Here is an 18,096-nt window from a genome sequence, read left to right as displayed (position 1 = left end):
AAGGGCAGGCAGGCATGCGCCCAGCCCTCGTGACACGCCGGCCCTTACGTCACCTGGAGCGGCTGGGGGTATGCGGCGGACTCCAGGAGACGCCGCAACTGCGCGAGGTCCTCCGCCAGGTGCTTCCTCGCGGTGCGGACGAAGAGCGGCGTGGTGAGGGAGACCAGACCGCTGAGCCGGGCCTGCGTGCGGAAGATCACCCGAGTCCCGTCCCGGACCGGCTCGAAGAGGCGCCAGCCCATCACCTGGATGTGCGGGATGCTCGCCCGGAACACCACGCGCGTGGGAGGCTCGTACTCGAGCACCTCGACGGGCACGTGCGCGCGCCGTCCGAGCAGGTGCACCCGCTGGATGAGGTGGACCCCGACGCCCAGGGGCCCTGTCGCCTCCACCTGCTCGACCACCGCGCTCCAGTCCGGGTCGTTCTTCGGATCACTCGCCAGCGCGAAGACCTCCGCCAGAGAACGCCGGATGAGCACGCTCTGCTCCAGTTCGACCATCTCGCCTGCCTGCCTCCCCAACGGGGACCCGGGCCCCCTGTGGCGCCATGCATGGACACGCACCGGGCACCTCGCCCCGCGGAAGGTGGGGCGCCCGGTCCGTTCTGTCCGGCGCGCCGGTGAAAACCGGCTCCACGTGTCCATGAGCCGACACTCCACCCGTCCCCGGAGCCATGACTAACTTCAGGGGCCATGAACAAGGCCCCCTCGCCCGCTCTCGAGCTCTTCCTGCGGCTCCGTGCCTCGTTCTTCGAGCGTTACCTCGAGACCCAGCCCGAGGAGGCCACCACCCTCGGGCTCCACCACCTGGATGACCGGCTGAAGGATCTCTCCGCCTCCGCGCTGGGCGACGAGTACGCCTTCCACCGCGACGTCCTCGCCCGGCTCGAGCACCTCCCCCACGAGGAGCTGCCCCCGAGGCCCGGCTGGACCGGCTGGCGATGCTCGACGTCACCCGCTTCCACGTCCACACCTACGAGGACCTGCGCAGCCACCGGCGCAATGTCGAGCTGTCGACCTACCCGCACACCATGCTGCAGTACCAGATCGGCCAGGCCGAAACGGCCGAGGACTGGTCGGCCATCGCCAGCCGGGCCGCGCGCATCCCCACCTTCCTCCAGCAACAGGAGCAGCTGCTCGCCGAGGGCCTCGCCACGCGGGAGGTGCCGGACCCGCACATCGTCCACGACTTCGCCGAGGACCAGCTCCCCGTCATCGTGCGCTATTACGAGCACCTGCCGGCCCTGCCCGGTGCGCACCAGGTGGAGCTCTCTCCCGCTGGCGCCCGGGAGCTTCAGCAGGCGGCCCGCGAGGCCCAGCGAGCCTTCGCCTCCCACCGCCAGTTCCTCCGCGAGCGCGTCCTGCCGCACACGCACGCGAACGTCGTGCTCGGCGACGACGAGTACCGGTGGCGGCTGCGGCACATGTTCGGCATCACCGCCTCTCCCGAGGAGCTGGTGCGCCAGGCCGAGGACGTCCTGGCCCGGGCCCAGGAGGCCATCGTCCGGCTCTCCGGCCAGCTCGCCAAGGAGCTCCCCGGCGCACCGTCCACCCTGACCGACCTGGGGGAAGCCCGGGCGCTGCTCGCCGGACTCGAGACGGAGCACCCGGATCGGGACGAGGACGTCATTCCCCTCTACCGGGAGCTCATCGCGCGCGCCGAGCTCTTCCTCCACGAGCGCGAGCTGTTCAACGTGCCCGAGGGACTCCGGCTGGGCCTGAAGCCGCTGCCGCCGGGGATGGTGGACGTGCGGGGCACCAACTGGCCCGCGCCGCTGTTGGATCCCCGCAAGGTGGGCTGGTTCGTGCTGGCCCCCATGGCGGCCGCGCACCCCACCGTCTGGGCCGCGCTGCTGGCCGTGCACGAGGGCATTCCCGGGCACTTACTCCAGAGCGTCGCCTGGCAGCGCGCCTTCTCGCGGCACCCCGCCCCGGTCCGCTTCCTCCTGGTGACGGACCACGTGGCCATGGCGCGGGGCCACTTCGGCCCCATGCTCAACATCGAGGGCTACGCCACCTACGCCGAGGAGCGGATGCGGCGCGCGGGCTTCTACACCGCGCCCGAGGAGCTCACCGCGCTCGTGGCCCGGGCCCTGCGCGCCCTGCGCGTGGTGGTGGACATCGGCCTGCACACCGGGCGCATGGATGACGAGGCGGCGGTGCGCTACCTCGTGCACCACGCCCGCATGCCGGAGCCCAACGCGCGGCGCGAGGTGCTTCGCTACAAGCGCATCCCCATGCAGGCCATCACCTACCTGCTGGGCGCGCTCGAGCTCGAGCAACTGGAGGAGGACTGCCGGCGCGAGCGGGGGAGCCGCTTCGACGAGGCCCGCTTCCACGACGAGCTCTTCTCGTTCGGCCCGGTGCCGCCCGCGCTCCTGCGGCGCTTCATGCTGGCGGGCGCGTGACGTCCGGGAGCCAGCCCACGAAGCGGGTGTCCCCTCCCCGCTTGCCGCGCACCCGGTGCAGCACCCGTTTGAACAGGGCGTAGACGTGGAAGAAGGTCTCCAGGCCCGCCCGGTCCGCCGCGGTCAGCGGCCGCGCACTGCAGATGACCTTGGGGTCGGCGCAGCCCGCGTCGAGGAAACCAATCACGCCCACCACCGGCACGCGCAGACGCTCGCCCCGGCGCAGGCGGGGGCCGAGCACCACCACGTCCAGCGGATCCCCATCCCCCGAGTCCAGCCCCGGAATGCAGCCGTAGTTGTAGGGACAGGGCAGCGGGGAGATGAAGTCCACGCCCCCGTCCGCGCGCCGCTTCACCACCGAGAAGCGAGGGGATTCGATGAGGACTTCGGGCTCGCGCGGGAAGCTCCGGGGGCAGGGAGAACTCGGACACCCGCGCTGTGTAGCACGAAGGGGCGCCTGCCCCGTCCTGCAACCAACGGAACACTCCAGGCTCTGTGTACCCGGTCACGTCCCTCCCACCGGAAAATCCGCTCTCCCCTGGCCTTCCGCCCGGCGCCTCCCCACCTCCCCCTGAAGCGGCAAAGGAGGGCGTCGATGAGGCGGGGTTGGGCACTTCTCGGGCTTCTGGCCCTGGCGGCGTGTTCGGGCGTGGATGACGTCTCGGGGTTGGACCGGAACACGTGCGGGGATGTGAAGGAGGGCGCCCTGCCCGGCCGCACCGAGGCGGCGGATGGCCGCGAGTCCTTCCTGGTGCGCTACCGCTCCGGCTCGCGGGTGAGTGCGGCCGCGGTGCGGCGCCTGGGGGGCGAGGTGACGGCCCAGTACCACTCCGTCCCGGCGGTGGCCGCGCGGCTGACGCCCGAGGAGCGAGCCCGGCTCGCCGCGGATCCGGACGTGGAGCGCATCGAGCCGGACGTGCAGGTGCGCGCACTGCGTGTACCCACGGCGGTGGGCTCCGTGGGCGAATACACCGATGCGGTGCGGCTCGTGCAGGCCCCGCGGGTGTGGGACGCCAACGAGGACGGCGTGCTCGACACGGGAGCGCCGGTGGGCGCGGGCATCCGGGTGTGCGTCATCGACAGCGGCATCGACCGGCGGCACCCCGAGCTGGCCCTCCCGTACGTGGGCGGCCATGACTTCGTGGACAAGGACGAGGACCCGAGCGACGAGACGGACGGCGTGCGGGGCATCGGCCACGGCACGCACGTGGCGGGCATCATCGCGGCGCAGCTCTCCTCGGGCGGCACGACGCTGGCGAGCATGAGCCGGGGCGGCATGGTGGGCGTGGCACCCGGCGTGGAGCTGCTGATCGCCCGGGTGCTCAACGTGCACGAGACCGCCAGCATCAGCGCGGTCATCTCGGCGCTCGAGTGGTGCACGCAGAACGGCGCCCACATCGCCTCGCTGTCGCTCGGGGCGTCCATGGACCTGGGAAACACGGCGCGCGAGGCCTTCCAGCGTGCGTCGGACAACGGGATGCTCGTCATCGCGGCGTCGGGGAATGACAGCGGCGATGGCTACGAGGCGCCCCTGAGCTACCCGGCGGCCTACCCGTCCGTGCTGGCCGTGGGGGCCGTGGACAAGGACGAAGAGGTGGCATCCTTCTCCAACCGGGGCCCGGGGCTGAGCCTGGTGGCGCCCGGGGTGAAGGTGCTCTCCTCCGTCACCCTGCAGAGCGCCACCGTGTCGGAGCTGGACGTGGAGGGGGTGCGCTTCGACTCCCGCTCGCTCTTCTTCTCTCCGGCGGGGGATTACACCGGCCAGCTCGTCGACTGCGGCCAGGGCGAGGCCCAGGGCTGCAAGGGCGCCACGTGCGACGGCTTCGTGGCCTATGTGAGGCTGACCGGGAACTCCCGGGCCTCCACCGCCGCGAAGAGCGTGATGAGGCAGGGGGCGAAGGCCATCATCTTCGGCACCGACGCTTCCGACAGCGAGGAGTGGCAGAAGATGCTCGACGGACCGGGGATCGAGTGGGTGCCCTCGCTGGCGGTGGGCCGGGAGTCGCGGGCGTCCGTGCTGAAGAACCTGGGCAAGCCGGTGCGCGTGAACCTGCGGGGCGTGGACTACGCCGAGTTCCCGGGCACCTCGATGGCCGCGCCCCATGTGTCCGGCGTGGCGGCGCTCGTGTGGGGCTCGCGCCCGGGCTTGAAGGCCTCCGAGGTGCGCACGCTGCTGGAGCGCAGCGCGAAGGACCTGGGCGACTCGGGCCATGACCCGCGCTACGGCTACGGGCTGGTGCAGGCCAAGGCGGCGCTCGACGCGCTCCAGCAGATGCCGTGAGAAACGGGTGTGAGCCTGTGTCCGCCCCTCTCCCTCTGGGAGAGGGCTGGGGTGAGGGTATGCTCCCGGGTGTCCATGCCGACCGAGCCCACCCTGCTGCGCTACATGACGCGCTTCCGCTGCATCGCGGAGCGCTGTGAAGACACCTGCTGCTCGGGCCTGAGGGTGCCGGTGAGCGAGCCGCAATGGGCGCGGATGCGGGCGGCGGTGGCGGGCAGTCCGGAGGACTCGGAGCGCCTGCACCAGTGCATCACGCCCAATCCCGGTGGAGCCTCCACGGAGCACGCGTTCATCCAGATGCGTCCGGATGGGCACTGCCCCTTGCTGGACACGGAGCGGCTCTGCTCGCTCCAGCGCCGCCACGGGGACGCGGTGCTGCCAGACATCTGCGCCACCTTCCCGCGCGTCGTGACCCGGTGGGGCGAGCGCATGGAGGTCTCGGGGACGCTGGCCTGTCCGGAGGTGGCGCGCCTGTGCCTGCTGGCGGAGGACGCGGTGGAGCCGGTGCCCACGCCCATCGAATCCTCGAACGTCCCGCGGCCGGAGACGGCGAGGCACATCCCCGCCGACGCGGAAGACGCCTACGCCTTCCATGCGGAGACGGTGCGCGAGGCCCTGCTGCGGCTGCTGCACCGGCGCGAGTATCCCCTCGCCTCGCGGCTCGCGATGCTCGGGCATCTGGCCCACGGGCTGGACGGTTTCTACTTCCGGGGGACGGAGTCCTTCCGAGGCGAGGACCGTGCCGCGGCCGAGGCCCAATTGAGTGAAGTGCTCCAGCGCTTCGAATCACCGGAGGTCCTGGAGGCGGTGCACCGGGACTTCACGAGCCTGACGCTGCCGGGTGGCCCGTGCGTGGGCCTGTTCAGCTCGGTGCTGAGGGCGAGGATGACGGCGGGCCGGGGCGAGCGCTTCTCCACCCTGGCCCGTGGCGTCCTGGAATCACTCGGGCTCCAGGAAGGCGCACCGGGAGACCTGGACACAGCCTGGCGCACCTACGCGGAGCGGTGGCGCCAGTTGGAGGCCCTGCACGGCGCGCGGGTGCACCAGTACTTCGACAACTACGCCGCCCATTACCTCTGGCGCGGCCCGCTCATCGACGCACCGAGCCTGCTCGCATACGTGTTCCGCCTGGCCCTGCGGGTGGGATTGCTCCGCCTGGCGCTCGTGGGCCATCCCCGGGTGGCGGAGCTATGCCAGGAGCCCTCCCCCACCGCCGAGGCCCAGGAACACTTGGACCGGGCAGCGGTGGAGACCTTCCAGCTCGTGGCGAAGCACGTGGAGCAGGCGCCGGACTTCCTCGCGTTCGCCGACGGCCTCGTGGGCCCGGGACGTGGCGCGGACGCCCTGGGCAAGGTGCTCATCTTCGCGACGTTCTGACGGGACCGCACGGGGCGCCTTCCGGCCGCGCGGCGTGCCGGCTGGTCCAACAATCGGACCAGTTGCTCCCCATCGCGGCCGGAACCTCCCCCCTGTCAGGACCTACCCCTCCTGGCTCAGGTGCTGGGAGGAGGCGGCGGAGGAGCCACCGGAGCAGGCGCCTCCGAGCTCTTGAAGGAGAGGGAGGACAACCTGTCGATGCGTTCGCGGCGGTCCCACACCAACTCGTGGCCCCGCTTGAAGTACCAGACGCGGTGCCAGGGAATCTCTCCATCGGGGGCGAACGCCCCGAAGGGCATCTCCTCCAGGGTGTCGCCATGCGCGTCGTAGCCGATGACGAACTCGCGCGCGTCGAACCGGGGGTCCCACCGGATGCGGTGGTACACCTCGCGGCTGGTCTGGAATCTGTCCTGAGACGTATCCACTCGGTGGAGCGGTGCAGAGGGGCGGCGCAGATGTGATAACGGGTGCGCCGCCCGCCGGTCTGCCGACGGGGATGGGCGGTGCTCAGGTCGCGGCAGAAGAGGTGGAGGGTATCCACTCGGTGGAGCGGTGCAGAGGGGCGGCGCAGATGTGATAACGGGTGCGCCGCCCGCCGGTCTGCCGACGGGGATGGGCGGTGCTCAGGTCGCGGCAGAAGAGGTGGAGGGCATCTGCGCGGCAGCCGCGCGCGCGGCCTTCCACATGGGCGGCAGCAGTTCATCGAGACGGCGCTGCGGCCAGCCCTGGGCGAGCTTCTCCAGCACGTCAGCCAGGTACGCCCACGGCTCCACCCCGGCCAGCACGCACGTGGCCACCAGCGTGTACACGCACGCGGCGCGCTCGGCTCCCGCGTCGCTGCCGGCGAACAGGTAGTTCTTCCTGCCGACGGCAATCTCCCGCAGCCGCAGCTCCGAGGCGTTGTTGTGCAGCGGCAGGCGCGCGTCCTCCATGAAGCGCGTCAGCGACTTCCACTGGTTGATGGCGTAGCGGCACGCCCGCGCCAGCGGACTCTTGGGCGGCTCCCGGTTGTAGACTTCGGCCACCCAGCGCCCCAGGTGCTCCGTGACAGCGCGTGAGAGCGTGTCGCGCCTGCGCAGCCGCTCGGCCTCGTCCACCTGTTGCTCGTCGGCTTCGCGCTCCACCTCGAAGAGCCGGCCGATGAGAGAGAGCGGCAGCGCCGCTCGTGTGTCACCAGCGTCCAAGGCCTCGACGAAGTAGCGACGGGCATGGCTCCAGCACCCCACCTCCAGCGCGGTGGCGCCCTGGCGGGTAAACAGCTTGTCGTAGCCCTTGTACCCGTCCACCAGCAGCCAGCCCTCACGCTTGTCCAGGAAGGACAGGGGCCCTTCTTCCTTCCAGTCCGGCGTGTAGACGAAGGCCGCCCAGGTGGTGTCCCCCAAGTACACCCACATGTGCCCGCGCTTGAGGCCGTTGGGGTGCTCTCTGTCGAGCACCTTCAGGTGCGTGTCGTCGCTCTGCAACACGTGCGAGTCCAGCGCCCGCCGGGCCACCTCCCGGGCCAGCGGCTGGAGGGTGTCGGCGCCCGCGGCCACCCAGTCCGAGAGCGTCGAGGTACGCAGCTGCACGCCATGGCGCGCGTACATGCCGCTCAGCCGGTGCAGCGGCAGGTGGTCCTTGAATTTGGAAACGAGGATGTGGGCCACCAGGCCCGGTCCGGGCAATCCCCCCTCAATCACCCTGTCGGCGGGAGGAGCCACCACCAGCCCGTCACCACACGGCCGGCAGGCGTACTTGGGCCGTACCTCCTCAATCACCTTGAAGTGACCGGGCACCCACTCCAATGTCTCGCTCCTCTCCTCGCCACAGCACGTCTTGTCCCGCCCGCATGCCTCGCACCGCAGCGCCTCGGGCGGGGGCTGGTGGACGCGCTGTTCGCGCGGCAGGCTGGAGGGGAGCGGACGGCGCCCGTGCCCCTTGCGCTCCTTCTTTCGCGACTCCTCGTGTGGTGGCTTGGAGGGCGGCGTGGAGCCCGCCGCGACGCCTGCGTCCCTGGCCTCAGGCGCCGCCGCCTCTTGGGCCCCGGCGTTCTCCTGGCCCAGTTGCTCCAGGAACAGCGACAGTTGCTCGGCGGATAGCTTCTCGCTTTGGCGGCCAAACCGCTGGCGCATCTCCTTGCGCAGCCGCAACTCCAACTCGGTGTTCTTCTCCACCAACTGCGAGAGCAGGCCCACCACCAGCTCAATCACCTGCTCGTCCTGGCCCTCGGCCAGCAGCGTGCGCAACAGCGCCGCCACGCCGTGTACGTCCGTCGTCTTCTTGCCGGGGGCCGCGCCGCTCATGTCCCGGGACATGAGCCATGGAGCTGCCCCTGGACGCAAGAGGTATTCTCAAGCAGCCGACTTCAGAGGTGGGGGCTGCCAGCGAGGCCGGCGGACACTGGCCTTCAAATCAATCCCCTCCAGCAGCAGGGTGAGCTCCACCGCGTCCAGGGTGACGGCGCCCGTGTCCTCCGGTAGCGAGCGCGGCAGGCGGAAGCTGCCCTTCTCCAGGCGCTTGGAGAAGAGGCAGAAGCCACCGGAGTGCCACCACAACACCTTCACCATGTCGCGCGTGCGGTTGAAGAAGACGAAGAGGTGTCCACTCAAGGGGTCCTCCCGCAGTACCTGTCGCGTCAGCAAGGAGAGCCCGTCGAAGGACTTGCGCATGTCCACCGGCTGGCTCGCCAGGTGGATGCGCACCGAGGAGGGCAGTGTCAGCATGCTTCCTCCAGCACCCTCACCAGCCGCGCCAGCGCGTCCGCGTCGAAGCCCGGCTCCACACGGATGCGCCGGCCCCTGGCCAGTAGCACCTCCATGCTGGCTGTGCCCGGTGCCCGCTGTGCTTCTGTCGACGGTGGCGCCGCGACGTGCACCGGGACGAACGAGAGCGCCGGGCCCGCCTCCTCGGCCCGCCGCTTCTTCCACCACCTCAGCCGCTGCGGTGTAAGCCCATGGCGGCGGGCGAACTCCGCCACCGACAACCCGCTCTCCTCGTAGGCCTCGAGCACCTCCTGCGCTTCGGCCTCCGTCCAGTAGTTGCTTGCCGCGGCCCTCGCGAGCGTTGCGTCCACTTCTTCCGTGTTGCGTCCCATGTCTACACCTCCTGGAACGCGACGCTGAACGCCTCCTCCCTCACTCGGAAGGTGTGGTCCGCCGAGCGCTTACCCTGAGACATGGGAGTGGCCCTCGCGTCAGCGGGGAACTGGCTCCCACGCGCCCCACCTGACGCCACGCACGTGCCGCGCCTGACAAGCCCGCCGGGCCACCTGCTACCGGCCGCGAGAGAACAGCCGCCGCAGGTTGCGATGCCGCCAGCGGAAGGCCAGCCGGAAGAGAACGAGGTTCAACGGCCCCAACGGGCGCAGCCTCGGGGTGAACCGGACCGAGTCCGTGAGCTGGCACCCCGTCGCGGTAGGGGTGACGACGCGCTCGTGCACCCACTCCTTCTGGGAGAACATCACCGAGCGTTCGAGGAAACGGCGGCCGGGCTCGAACTCGACGAGGGTGAGGTCGTCGTAGTCGATGGGCAGCAGGCCGAAGAGCAGAATCCAGCTTCGGAACAGCCGCTGGCCAAGTACGGGGCGGGCGGGCAACCCACCATCCGGTCCAGGCCACGTCATCCGCGCCAGCGGGAAGAACTCCCGGTTGACGCCCCGCATGTGGGTCGAGTGGGACCAGACCTCTTCGGGGGAGGCGTGGAGGCTCGGAGGAGAAGGAGAAACCGTACTCCCGGGCCGGCGCGGGCATACCCTCAGGCCGCCTGCTCGTGAGCCACCCGCTCGTCGCCGACGAGGCGCCCGTCCGCCAGGCGCACGATGCGGTCTCCCACCTCGGCGGCCTTCGGGTCGTGCGTCACCATCACCACCGTCAGCCCGCGCTCCCGCGTGGCCTCGCGCAGCATCCGCAGCACCTCGGCGCCCGTGCGCGAGTCCAGGTTCCCCGTGGGCTCGTCCGCCAGCAGCACCGCCGGCTCCATCAGCAGCGCCCGCGCCACCGCCACGCGCTGCATCTCTCCACCGCTCAGCTCGTCCGGCCGGTGGTGCGTGCGGCCTCCCAGCCCCACCGTCTCCAACAGCACCTCGGCCCGCCGCCGCAGCTCCGCCTGCCCCCGGCCCGACAACAGGCCCGGCAGCATCACGTTCTCCAGCGCCGTCATCGTGGGCATCAGGTTGAAGAACTGGAACACGAAACCCAGCCGCTCGCGGCGGAAGGCGGACAGCTCGTCATCCTTCATCCGCGCCAGCTCGCGCCCGTCGATGCGCAGCGACCCCGAGCCCGCCACGTCCAGCGCGCCCAGCAGGTTCAGCAGCGTGCTCTTCCCGGAGCCCGACGGCCCCATCACCGAGAGGAACTCCCCCTTCGGCACCGTCAGCGACACGCCCGCCAGCGCACACACCTCCGTGCGCCCGCGCCGGTACACCTTCGCCACGTCGACGGCCTCGATCATATCTCCGCCACACCCTCGCGCTCGGCCCAGCCCTCCAGGCCATTGGGCAGGCGGATGCGCACGTAGCGCCCCGTCTCCTCCATGACGCGCACCTTCAACCCGGGGTGCACCTCGAAGGCCACCTTCGCCTCTTCCTTGGGGAACTCGCGGGCACGCAGCGTGGGCGCGATGACCACGGCGTCGCGCCGCGTCTCGTGCACCCAGACGTGCGCGGCCAGCAGGGCACCGGACGGCAACGACGCGGTCAGCAGCAGGCCCGCCACCACGGCGGCCCAGACCCGGCTCCCCGGGCGCAGCACGCGGAAGAGGAACAGGAAGGCGAAGCCTCCCAGCCACGTCCCGAGGAAGAGCCACGCCACCAGGTTGCCGCTCGTGGCGGTCACCACCCGCTCGTGGAAGGACTCCTCGGGCGCGGCGCCCACCACCTTGTCGAGCTGCCGCGCACGCGCCATCGCCAGGTTGGCCTCCAGGTCCGGGCCCTCGCCACCGGCCCTGCGCGCGCGCTCGAAGGCCAGCACCGCGCGCCCCAGGTCCCCTTCCGACAGGTACGTGGTGCCCAGGTTGTAGTGGATGTCCGGGCCTCCGAAGCCACGCGAGAGCAGCTTCTCGTAGCCCTCGCGCGCGGAGGCGTAGTCCTGCTCGAGGAAGGACTCGTTGGCCTGCTGGAAGAGGAGCTGGGCCTCCTCGGGCGAGTAGTAGGCCTGCCCCAGCAGCGTGGCCACGAGGATGGCGGTGATGGCGCTCACTTGTCCCAACCCTCCATGACGGCCGCGGCATCATCCAGGATGCTCTCGCGGGCAGCGGCCTCCGCGCCGGGGGCGAAGCGTCCGGCGTCACAGGCCTCCAGCACGAAGCGCACCCGCATGCGGCGATTCGCGTCCACTCCGGCCTCGACCAGCTTCGCGTCCAGTGCGGCGTGCGTGAGCCCACCCACCGGCGCGTGCAGCCGGGCCTCCAGGAAGTTCAACACGGCCTTCTCCACCTCGCCGTAGAAGGCGCTGGAGCTGCCCTCGCGCAGCTTCTCCGCCTCGGCGAGCCGCTTGCGCGCCGCCTTGGCCCGCTGCCGGTTGCGGCTGGTCTCGTCCGGGTTGGAGATCCGCCCGCGCACCAGCCCCACCAGGCCCAGCGCCAGCATCAGCCCCAGGGGAGACAGCAGCGTTGGCACGAAGAAGGGCCGCTGCCACACGGCGGCCGCGGGCTCCTCGAAGCGGGCCTGGTAGCGCAGCGGGCGCAGGCCGTTGGCGGTGAGGACGTTCTTCTGCTCGGACGCGGCATCCGCCACCTGCGTGGGCGAGGCCGGTACCGGCGCGGACGCCACCCCACCCGCTCCGGGCTCCACCGTCAGCTCCACCGGCTCGGTGCGGGACACCTCGTAGCGGCCCGTCTTCGGGTTGAAGTAGGGGAACTCCAGCGGAGGCAGCGTGAAGGTGCCCGTGCGCTGCGGCATCACCAGGTACTCCTGCACCCGGCGGCCCTGGATGCGCCACTTGTTGGGCACCACCTTGTCGGAGGTGGTCGGGTCGTACACCTTGAGCGCGGCGGGAGCCTCCAGCCGGGGCGGGGTGACGTTCTTCACGTTGCCCGCGCCCTCGAGGACGACCTTCACCGTCACCGGCTGGCCCAGCTCCACCCGCGTCTGGGACACCTCCAGCGACAGGGCCCACTCGCCCACGTGGGCGCTCGGCATGCCCTTGGGCCCGCCCGGCGGCAGCGGCTTCACCTCCACGTCCAGCGCATTGGAGACGCGGTGCACCCGGTGCCCGGCGAAGAGGAAGCCGGTGGTGATGTCCGCCTCGGCGGCGGTGACGGACAGGGTGCCACTCTTCACGGGGAAGAGCGCACGGCGCCGCAGCAGATAGGTGCGGTAGGGAATGCCGTTGACGACGCGCTGCTCGCCGGAGAGCTGCGTGGGGCTCTCCACGTCCTCGCTCCAGAAGCCCTCCAGCTTGGGCATGGTCACCGCGTCCACGCTGGACAGGTCCACGCGCGAGTAGATGTAGAGCGACAGCGTCACCTGCTCGCCCACGTACACCTGCTTCTTGTCCACGGTGGCGCGCAGGAAGAGGTCCGAGTCGCCCCGGGGAATCCGCACGTCGTCCTGCCGCCGGCCGTCGGGGTCCTCTTCCTCCTCGTCGGCGAACGGGTCCTGCATGCCGCCAAAGGGAGCGGGGAAGTTGCGGAACGGGTCCGGCGGCTGCTGACGCCCCGCCTGGGCGCGAGGTGCCGCGACGTGGCCCCTGCGCGCCGTCATCTTGATGGGCTCGGTGCGCCAGGTGCGGCCGCCCGCGGTGAGCACGGCGGGCGGGATGGTGAGGGTTCCCGGACGGTTGGCCCGCATCATCAACACGTGCTTGCGCACCGTCTGGATGACGGGCGGTCCGCCCCCGCTCATCTCGATGGAGCGCTGCTCGCTCTGCGCGGACGACAGCACCTCGAAATCCTCGGGCGCCGGGAACTGCACCTGGGCGTTGGCCGGGGGATCCACCACCACCACGGTGAGCTGGAAGATGTCCTCCGTGCCCACCTCGGTGCGATCCGCCGTCTGGTAGAACTCGATGGACGCCCACGCGGGCATCGCCACCAGCAACAGGGCGAGCGCGGCCAGCGCCGCGTGGCCGCTACCAGTCCTTCTCATTGGGATTCCTTGGCCTCTTCTTCTGCTGGAAACGCCAGAGCTGAAGATTCTTCTCGTTCTGCTTCATCGCATCCAGCAGGCGCTCCGCCTCCTGGCGATCAATCTCTTCCTGGCTGATGCCGGCATCCAGCGACTCCGCCTCGCCCTCGGTGCCCCCGTCCGACTCGGAGCCTTCCTCCTCGCTCGAGCCCCCATCCTCCTGGCCGCCATCGCCCTCACCACCGTCCTGCTGACCCCCATCGCCCTGGCCCCCATCGGACCCGCCATCCTCCTGGCCTCCGTCGCCCTGGCCCGCATCGCCCTGGCCACCATCCGGCTGGCCCGCGTCCTCCCCGCCCCCGTCCTGCTGGCCTCCATCCATCCCGCCGTCCTGACCGGCATCCATGCCACCGTCGGTGCCTCCATCCTGGCCGGCGTCTGGCGTACCACCATCCTGCTGACCCGCATCGGGGCCCGCGTCCGGGCGGCCGCCATCCTGCCCGCCGTCCTGGCCGCCATCCGTGCCCCCGTCGGGGCTGCCCTTCTGGGGCGGAGGCAGGTTGCGCAGCAGCACCTCGTAGTTGTGCCGGGCCTGGGCGTCCGAGGGGTCCAACGTGAGCGCGCGGCGGTAGGCCTTCAGCGCCTCGCGCGTGTTGCCCGTCATCGCGTGGACGTTGCCCAGGTTGTAGGTGGCCTTCTGGCGCAGCTCCGGCTGGTTCTGGGTCTCCGCCACGCTCTGGAAGGCCTTCTGCGCCTCGTCGTAGCGCCCCAGCTTCAGCAGCGCGTCGCCCCGGTTGAACTCCACCGCGGGATCGTTCGGACGCTCCTTCTTCGCCTCCTCGAAGGCCGAGAGCGCGTCCTCGTAACGGCCGGCGGTGTACGCCTCGCGGCCTTTTTGAATGAGCGGGTGCTCCTTCTCCAGCAGCCCCGCGGCCCGCGCGCCGGACGGCAGCGCCAGCCCCAGCGCGAGCAACAGCCACAGCCCCACGCGCATGCCCATGACTCCCCTGCTCACGACGGCCTCCGGCGCGCGGACGGCAGCAGCAACATCCCCAGCACCAGCATCACCAGCCCCGGCACGGCGAACACCTGGAAGCGCTCGTCGTAACGGACGGTGACGCGGCTCTCCAGCTCGCTCTTCTGCATCTGCTCGATGCGCTCCAGCACCTGCGCCATGGCCACGCCGCGCGGCTGGTAATAGAAGGTGCCGCCCGTGGCCTCGGCGATGGCGGTGAGGCCCCCGCGGTCCATGCGGGTGATGACCGTCTCGCCGCTGCTGTCCTTCTTGTAGTCCACGAACTCGCCGCGGCGGTTGTAGACGGGGATGGGCTCGCCCTGCTCGGAGCCCACGCCCACGGTGAGCACCTGGACGTTGGCCGCCTTGAGCGCGGCCACGGCCTCGTCCACCTGGCCCACCAGATCCTCGCCGTCGGACAGCAGCACCACCACGCGCTCCTTGGCGCCGCGGTCCGCGTTCTCCAGCACCTGCCTGGCCAGCAGCAGCGCATCGCCGATGTTGCTGCCGCCCTGGGGCATCTGCTCCGGATCCACCGCGCGCAGGAAGAGCTTCACCGCCGAGTAGTCCGAGGTGAGGGGCGACTGGACGAAGGCATCTCCCGCGAAGGCGACCAGGCCCACGCGGTCCCCCTTCAGCTCGTCCAGCAGCGTGGTGAGCTCCAGCCGGGCCCGCTCCAGGCGGCTGGGCTGCACGTCGCGCGCGAGCATGGACTTGGAGGCATCCAGCACCACCACCACGTCGATGCCGCGGCGCTTCGTCAGCTCGCTCTTGGTGCCGCACTGGGGTTGGGCCAGCGCCAGCCCGAAGAGCAGCAACCCCAGCCCGTAGAAGCCGCCCTGCACCGCCGGGCGCCAGCGCGAGGCTCCCGGGGCCAGCTTGTCCACGAGCCGCTCGTTGAGCAGCGCGCTCACGCGGGAGCGACGGCGCAGGGCCAACAGCAGGGCCAGCGTCCCCACCAGCCCTCCCACCACGCACAGCGCGAGGTAGCCGGGCTTCGCCAGCCCCATCTGGTAGCCGAGGAAGAGGAAGCGCAGGGGCTCCATCAGCTTCCCGAAGAAGTCGGTCAGGAACGCCGGCATCACGGGAACACCCTCAGGAAGGTGGAGCGCAGCAGCAGCTCCAGCGCGGCGAGCCCGAAGGCCAGCAACAGGTACGGGTGGTAGTCCTCGCGGTAGTTGGCCGTGGCCCCACCCTCCATCAGCTTGGAGCGCTCCAGCGAGTCCAGCACCTTCTGGAGGCCCTGCTTGAGGCTCTCCGGGTCGGTGGCGCGGTAGTACTCGCCGCCCGTCTGGTCGGCGATGTCCTGGAGCAGCTCGGGGTTGATGGGAATCTCGGTCTCGCGCCAGACGGTGTTGCCGAACAGGTCCGTGCCCTGGGGGAAGGGCACCTTGCCGCCCTTGCCCACGAGGATGGTGTAGATGGGGATGTTCAGCGACCTGGCCATGCCGGCCGCGTCCATGGGAGCGATCTTCCCGGCGTTGTTGTCACCGTCGGTGATGAGCACCACCACGCGGCTCTTGGCCTCCGAGTCGCGCAGGCGGTTGAGGGAGGTGGCCAGCGAGTCGCCGATGGCGGTGCCGTCCTCGAGCACGCGGGTGCGCAACTGCCGCAGCACCTCCTTGAGCACGCCGTAGTCGAGCGTCAGCGGGGCCTGCGTGTAGGCCGCGCCGGCGAACACCACCAGGCCGATGCGGTCGTTGACGCGGCTGGTGATGAACTCGGCGAGCACCTCCTTGGCGACGTGGAGGCGGTTCTGCGGACGGAAGTCACCGGCCTCCATGGAGGTGGACAGGTCGAGCGCGACGACGATGTCGATGCCCTCCACGCTCGAGTCCCTCACGCGCGCGTCGCGGGACTGGGGCCGGGCGAGCGCGACGACGGCGGCGGCCACGGCGAAGACGCGCAGGAAGGGCAGCAGGGGCAGCATGTACGAGCGCAGGCCGCGGCCCTGGCGGGCGAGCACATGCGCCGCGGAGAAGCGCAGCACGGCACGGGAGCGCCGCTCCCGCCAGGCCCACCCGAGGAGGACCGGCACGAGCAGCAAGCCCCACAGGAACTCGGGGTTATGAAACGCGGGGACCGGAGGCATTGGACACGAGAGAGGCCTCGGTGAGAGGCGGCACGAGAGGGGGCCACGTCTTGTCCAGCAGCTCGTAGCCGAAGGCGAGCGCCTCGCGGCACGACTCCGGCGTCGACTCGGCGCGGGCGTACTTGACCAGGTCCGACTCGGAGACGAAGCGCATCAGCCCGTCCTCGGGGAACTGGAGGGGCTTCTTGCGCCGCAGCTCCTGCATCAGCTCCGAGCTGGTGCACTCCAGGGCGTCGAAGCCATAGCGCTCGCCCAGGTAGCCACGGATGATCTCCGACAGCCGGAAGTAGAAGTCCTTCACCTTGCCCTTGGCGGGCAGGTCCTCGGACTCGAGGGTGTCCAGCGCCTGGCGGGTGCGTACGTCCAGGGGCAGCAGCGGCTTCACCTCGGCCAGGGGGCGGTTGCGGTACTTCTGGAAGAGCCGCCACGCCACCAGGCCCACCACGATGGCGGCCAGCAGGCCCAGCAGCCCCCACAGGAGCGTCCAGGAGCGGATGGCCACCTCGGTGGGCGGCTGGATGTCCTTGAGGTCCGCGCCCTCGGCCTGGGCGTCCTCGGGCAGCGTGCCGGCCACCTCGAGCGTGCGGGCCGGCGCCATGAAGCGCATGGGACCCTCCTGCGTGGACACGAGGAAGGGCACCTCGGGCAGCGTGAGCATGCCCAGGTTGAAGGCGGACAGCTTCAACCGGAAGGTGGTGACGGCGGGCTCCCCTTGCGGAGGCGTGCGCGCCTGGGACAGCAGCTCGAAGTCACCCAGGTCCGCCGGCAGCTCCAGCTCGTAGCGGTGGTCCGCCGGGTGGGTGATGACCAGCTCGTAGACGAAGGGCTCGCCGAGCAGCACCTGCTCGGGCTGCACGCGGGCCTGGAACCCCTGGGGCTCCACCGCCGGCAGCTTCGCGAGGGCCTGCGCCGAAGGCGAGACGGGCGCCGGAGCCTGGGCCAGGGCCGGCGAGGCGAGGAGGAACGCGCAGAGAGCCAGCCACCTCATGCCGCCATCCTCCGGGAGCGGGCGCGGAAGAAGCGCACCAGGGCCATGCCGTGATCATCGCCGGTGCTCAGCTCCACGTGGTCCAACTCCAGCTTCTTGAAGAGCCTGCGCCGCTCCTCGCGCTGCGCCTGCATGGCACGGGCGAAGCGGCCGCGGACGAGCGGATCGCTCGTGTCCACCACGAAGCGCTCGCCCGTCTCCGGGTCCTCCATCTCCACGAGGCCCAGCCGGGGGAACTCCTGCTCGAGCGGATCCTCGATGATCACGGGCACCAGGTCGTGCTTGCGGCCCACCAGGCGCAGCGGCGGCTCGTAGCCGTCGGCGAGGAAGTCCGAGATGAGGAACGTCACCGTCTTCCGGCGCGCCACGCGGTTGAGGTAGGTGAGGCCGGTGGCCATGTCCGTCCCCTTCCCCTTCGGCTGGAAGGTGAGGATGTCGCTCACCAGCCGCATCACGTGCGTGCGGCCCTTGCGCGGGGGCACCACCTTCTCCACCCGGTCCGAGAAGAGGATGAGCCCCACCCGGTCGTTGTTGGCGATGGCGCTGAAGGCGATTTGAGCGGCCACCTCGGCGGCCACCTCCGACTTGGAGCGCTCGCGCGAGCCGAACTCCTTCGAGGCCGACACGTCCACCACGAGCATCACCGTGCAGCTCGCGCTCCTCGGTGAAGACCTTGACGTAGGCCTCGTTCATGCGGGCGGTGACGTTCCAGTCGATGATGCGGATTTCGTCACCGGGCTGGTACTGCCGCACCTCGGAGAAGGCCATGCCCCGGCCCTTGAAGACCGAGTGGTACTGGCCCGCGAGCATGTCCGACACCACCTTGCGGGTGCGGATCTCCAGCTTGCGGATGCGGCGGATGATGTCCTTCGCGAGCACGACGCGCCCCCTGGG

General features: G+C 70.7%; 18 protein-coding genes and 1 pseudogene. 3 read left to right on the top strand and 16 right to left on the bottom strand.

From position 1 onward, the window contains the following. Nucleotides 1–44: 44 nt before the first annotated feature. Nucleotides 45–500 (bottom strand): SRPBCC family protein, encoded by a 456-nt coding sequence (locus ACN28I_RS41995; RefSeq protein ID WP_420947493.1) that lies wholly within the window; start codon nucleotides 498–500, stop codon nucleotides 45–47. A gap of 183 nt (nucleotides 501–683) precedes the next feature. After that, a complete protein-coding gene (locus ACN28I_RS41990; RefSeq protein ID WP_420947492.1) occupies nucleotides 684–902 on the bottom strand; it encodes a hypothetical protein in 219 nt (72 codons plus the stop codon). 38 nt (nucleotides 903–940) lie between these two features. Here ACN28I_RS41990 and ACN28I_RS41985 point away from each other — a divergent pair, with 38 nt between their 5' ends. Continuing rightward, nucleotides 941–2,407, top strand: coding sequence for a DUF885 domain-containing protein (locus tag ACN28I_RS41985; protein WP_420947491.1), 1,467 nt, complete (start codon nucleotides 941–943; stop codon nucleotides 2,405–2,407). Here the strand turns inward: ACN28I_RS41985 and ACN28I_RS41980 are convergent. After that, entirely contained in the window at nucleotides 2,388–2,765 is a 378-nt protein-coding gene (locus tag ACN28I_RS41980; protein ID WP_420947490.1) for an inorganic diphosphatase, read from the bottom strand. The genes ACN28I_RS41985 and ACN28I_RS41980 overlap by 20 nt on opposite strands. A 237-nt stretch (nucleotides 2,766–3,002) precedes the next feature. On the opposite strand from ACN28I_RS41980, the gene ACN28I_RS41975 reads away from it, so the two are divergent. Both ACN28I_RS41975 and fliB read left to right on the top strand, forming a co-directional pair. Then, nucleotides 3,003–4,688 (top strand): S8 family serine peptidase, encoded by a 1,686-nt coding sequence (locus ACN28I_RS41975; protein WP_420947489.1) that lies wholly within the window; start codon nucleotides 3,003–3,005, stop codon nucleotides 4,686–4,688. A gap of 75 nt (nucleotides 4,689–4,763) precedes the next feature. Continuing rightward, a complete protein-coding gene (gene fliB, locus ACN28I_RS41970) occupies nucleotides 4,764–6,065 on the top strand; it encodes a flagellin lysine-N-methylase (protein ID WP_420947488.1) in 1,302 nt (433 codons plus the stop codon). Between the two features lie 116 nt (nucleotides 6,066–6,181). On the opposite strand, the gene ACN28I_RS41965 is transcribed toward fliB, so the two are convergent. The 13 genes and pseudogenes from ACN28I_RS41965 to ACN28I_RS41905 form a co-directional block, all read right to left on the bottom strand. Then, nucleotides 6,182–6,490, bottom strand: a complete 309-nt coding sequence (locus ACN28I_RS41965) for a DUF504 domain-containing protein (RefSeq protein ID WP_420947487.1) — start codon at nucleotides 6,488–6,490, stop codon at nucleotides 6,182–6,184. 198 nt (nucleotides 6,491–6,688) lie between these two features. Beyond that, nucleotides 6,689–8,359 carry an IS66 family transposase gene (gene tnpC, locus ACN28I_RS41960; protein ID WP_420942789.1) on the bottom strand — a complete coding sequence of 557 codons (1,671 nt, stop codon included), beginning with the start codon at nucleotides 8,357–8,359 and terminating at the stop codon, nucleotides 6,689–6,691. Nucleotides 8,360–8,395: 36 nt separating this feature from the next. After that, entirely contained in the window at nucleotides 8,396–8,767 is a 372-nt protein-coding gene (gene tnpB / locus ACN28I_RS41955) for an IS66 family insertion sequence element accessory protein TnpB (RefSeq protein ID WP_420941580.1), read from the bottom strand. Next, nucleotides 8,761–9,138: an IS66 family insertion sequence element accessory protein TnpA gene (tnpA, locus tag ACN28I_RS41950; protein ID WP_420941581.1), complete on the bottom strand. Its 378-nt coding sequence runs from the start codon at nucleotides 9,136–9,138 to the stop codon at nucleotides 8,761–8,763. Before tnpA ends, tnpB begins: the two co-directional genes overlap by 7 nt. Nucleotides 9,139–9,315: 177 nt before the next feature. Beyond that, complete coding sequence (locus ACN28I_RS41945) at nucleotides 9,316–9,705, bottom strand: hypothetical protein (RefSeq protein WP_420947486.1); 390 nt, start codon at nucleotides 9,703–9,705, stop codon at nucleotides 9,316–9,318. A gap of 92 nt (nucleotides 9,706–9,797) precedes the next feature. Then, nucleotides 9,798–10,493, bottom strand: a complete 696-nt coding sequence (locus tag ACN28I_RS41940) for an ABC transporter ATP-binding protein (RefSeq protein WP_420947485.1) — start codon at nucleotides 10,491–10,493, stop codon at nucleotides 9,798–9,800. Beyond that, complete coding sequence (locus tag ACN28I_RS41935) at nucleotides 10,490–11,239, bottom strand: SH3 domain-containing protein (protein WP_420947484.1); 750 nt, start codon at nucleotides 11,237–11,239, stop codon at nucleotides 10,490–10,492. Before ACN28I_RS41935 ends, ACN28I_RS41940 begins: the two co-directional genes overlap by 4 nt. Next, the gene (locus ACN28I_RS41930) at nucleotides 11,236–13,128 is read right to left on the bottom strand and encodes a BatD family protein (protein WP_420947483.1); all 1,893 of its coding nucleotides are present in this window, start codon (nucleotides 13,126–13,128) and stop codon (nucleotides 11,236–11,238) included. The genes ACN28I_RS41935 and ACN28I_RS41930 overlap by 4 nt, the downstream gene beginning before the upstream one ends. Beyond that, nucleotides 13,112–14,107 (bottom strand): tetratricopeptide repeat protein, encoded by a 996-nt coding sequence (locus ACN28I_RS41925; protein ID WP_420948822.1) that lies wholly within the window; start codon nucleotides 14,105–14,107, stop codon nucleotides 13,112–13,114. Before ACN28I_RS41925 ends, ACN28I_RS41930 begins: the two co-directional genes overlap by 17 nt. An 11-nt stretch (nucleotides 14,108–14,118) precedes the next feature. Then, on the bottom strand, nucleotides 14,119–15,204 hold the full coding sequence (locus ACN28I_RS41920; protein ID WP_420947482.1) for a VWA domain-containing protein: 1,086 nt from the start codon (nucleotides 15,202–15,204) through the stop codon (nucleotides 14,119–14,121). Continuing rightward, nucleotides 15,204–16,160 (bottom strand): vWA domain-containing protein, encoded by a 957-nt coding sequence (locus ACN28I_RS41915; protein ID WP_420948821.1) that lies wholly within the window; start codon nucleotides 16,158–16,160, stop codon nucleotides 15,204–15,206. The genes ACN28I_RS41920 and ACN28I_RS41915 overlap by 1 nt, the downstream gene beginning before the upstream one ends. A gap of 28 nt (nucleotides 16,161–16,188) precedes the next feature. Further along, a complete protein-coding gene (locus tag ACN28I_RS41910; RefSeq protein ID WP_420947481.1) occupies nucleotides 16,189–17,202 on the bottom strand; it encodes a hypothetical protein in 1,014 nt (337 codons plus the stop codon). Continuing rightward, nucleotides 17,199–18,081 (bottom strand): annotated as a pseudogene (locus tag ACN28I_RS41905) (DUF58 domain-containing protein). The gene ACN28I_RS41910 and the pseudogene ACN28I_RS41905 overlap by 4 nt, the downstream one beginning before the upstream one ends. Nucleotides 18,082–18,096: the final 15 nt, after the last annotated feature.

The organism is Archangium gephyra (assembly GCF_049060025.1).
In the GTDB taxonomy this organism is placed as follows: Bacteria; Myxococcota; Myxococcia; order Myxococcales; family Myxococcaceae; genus Archangium; species Archangium gephyra_A.
This window is presented reverse-complemented; position numbering and strand designations above follow the sequence as displayed.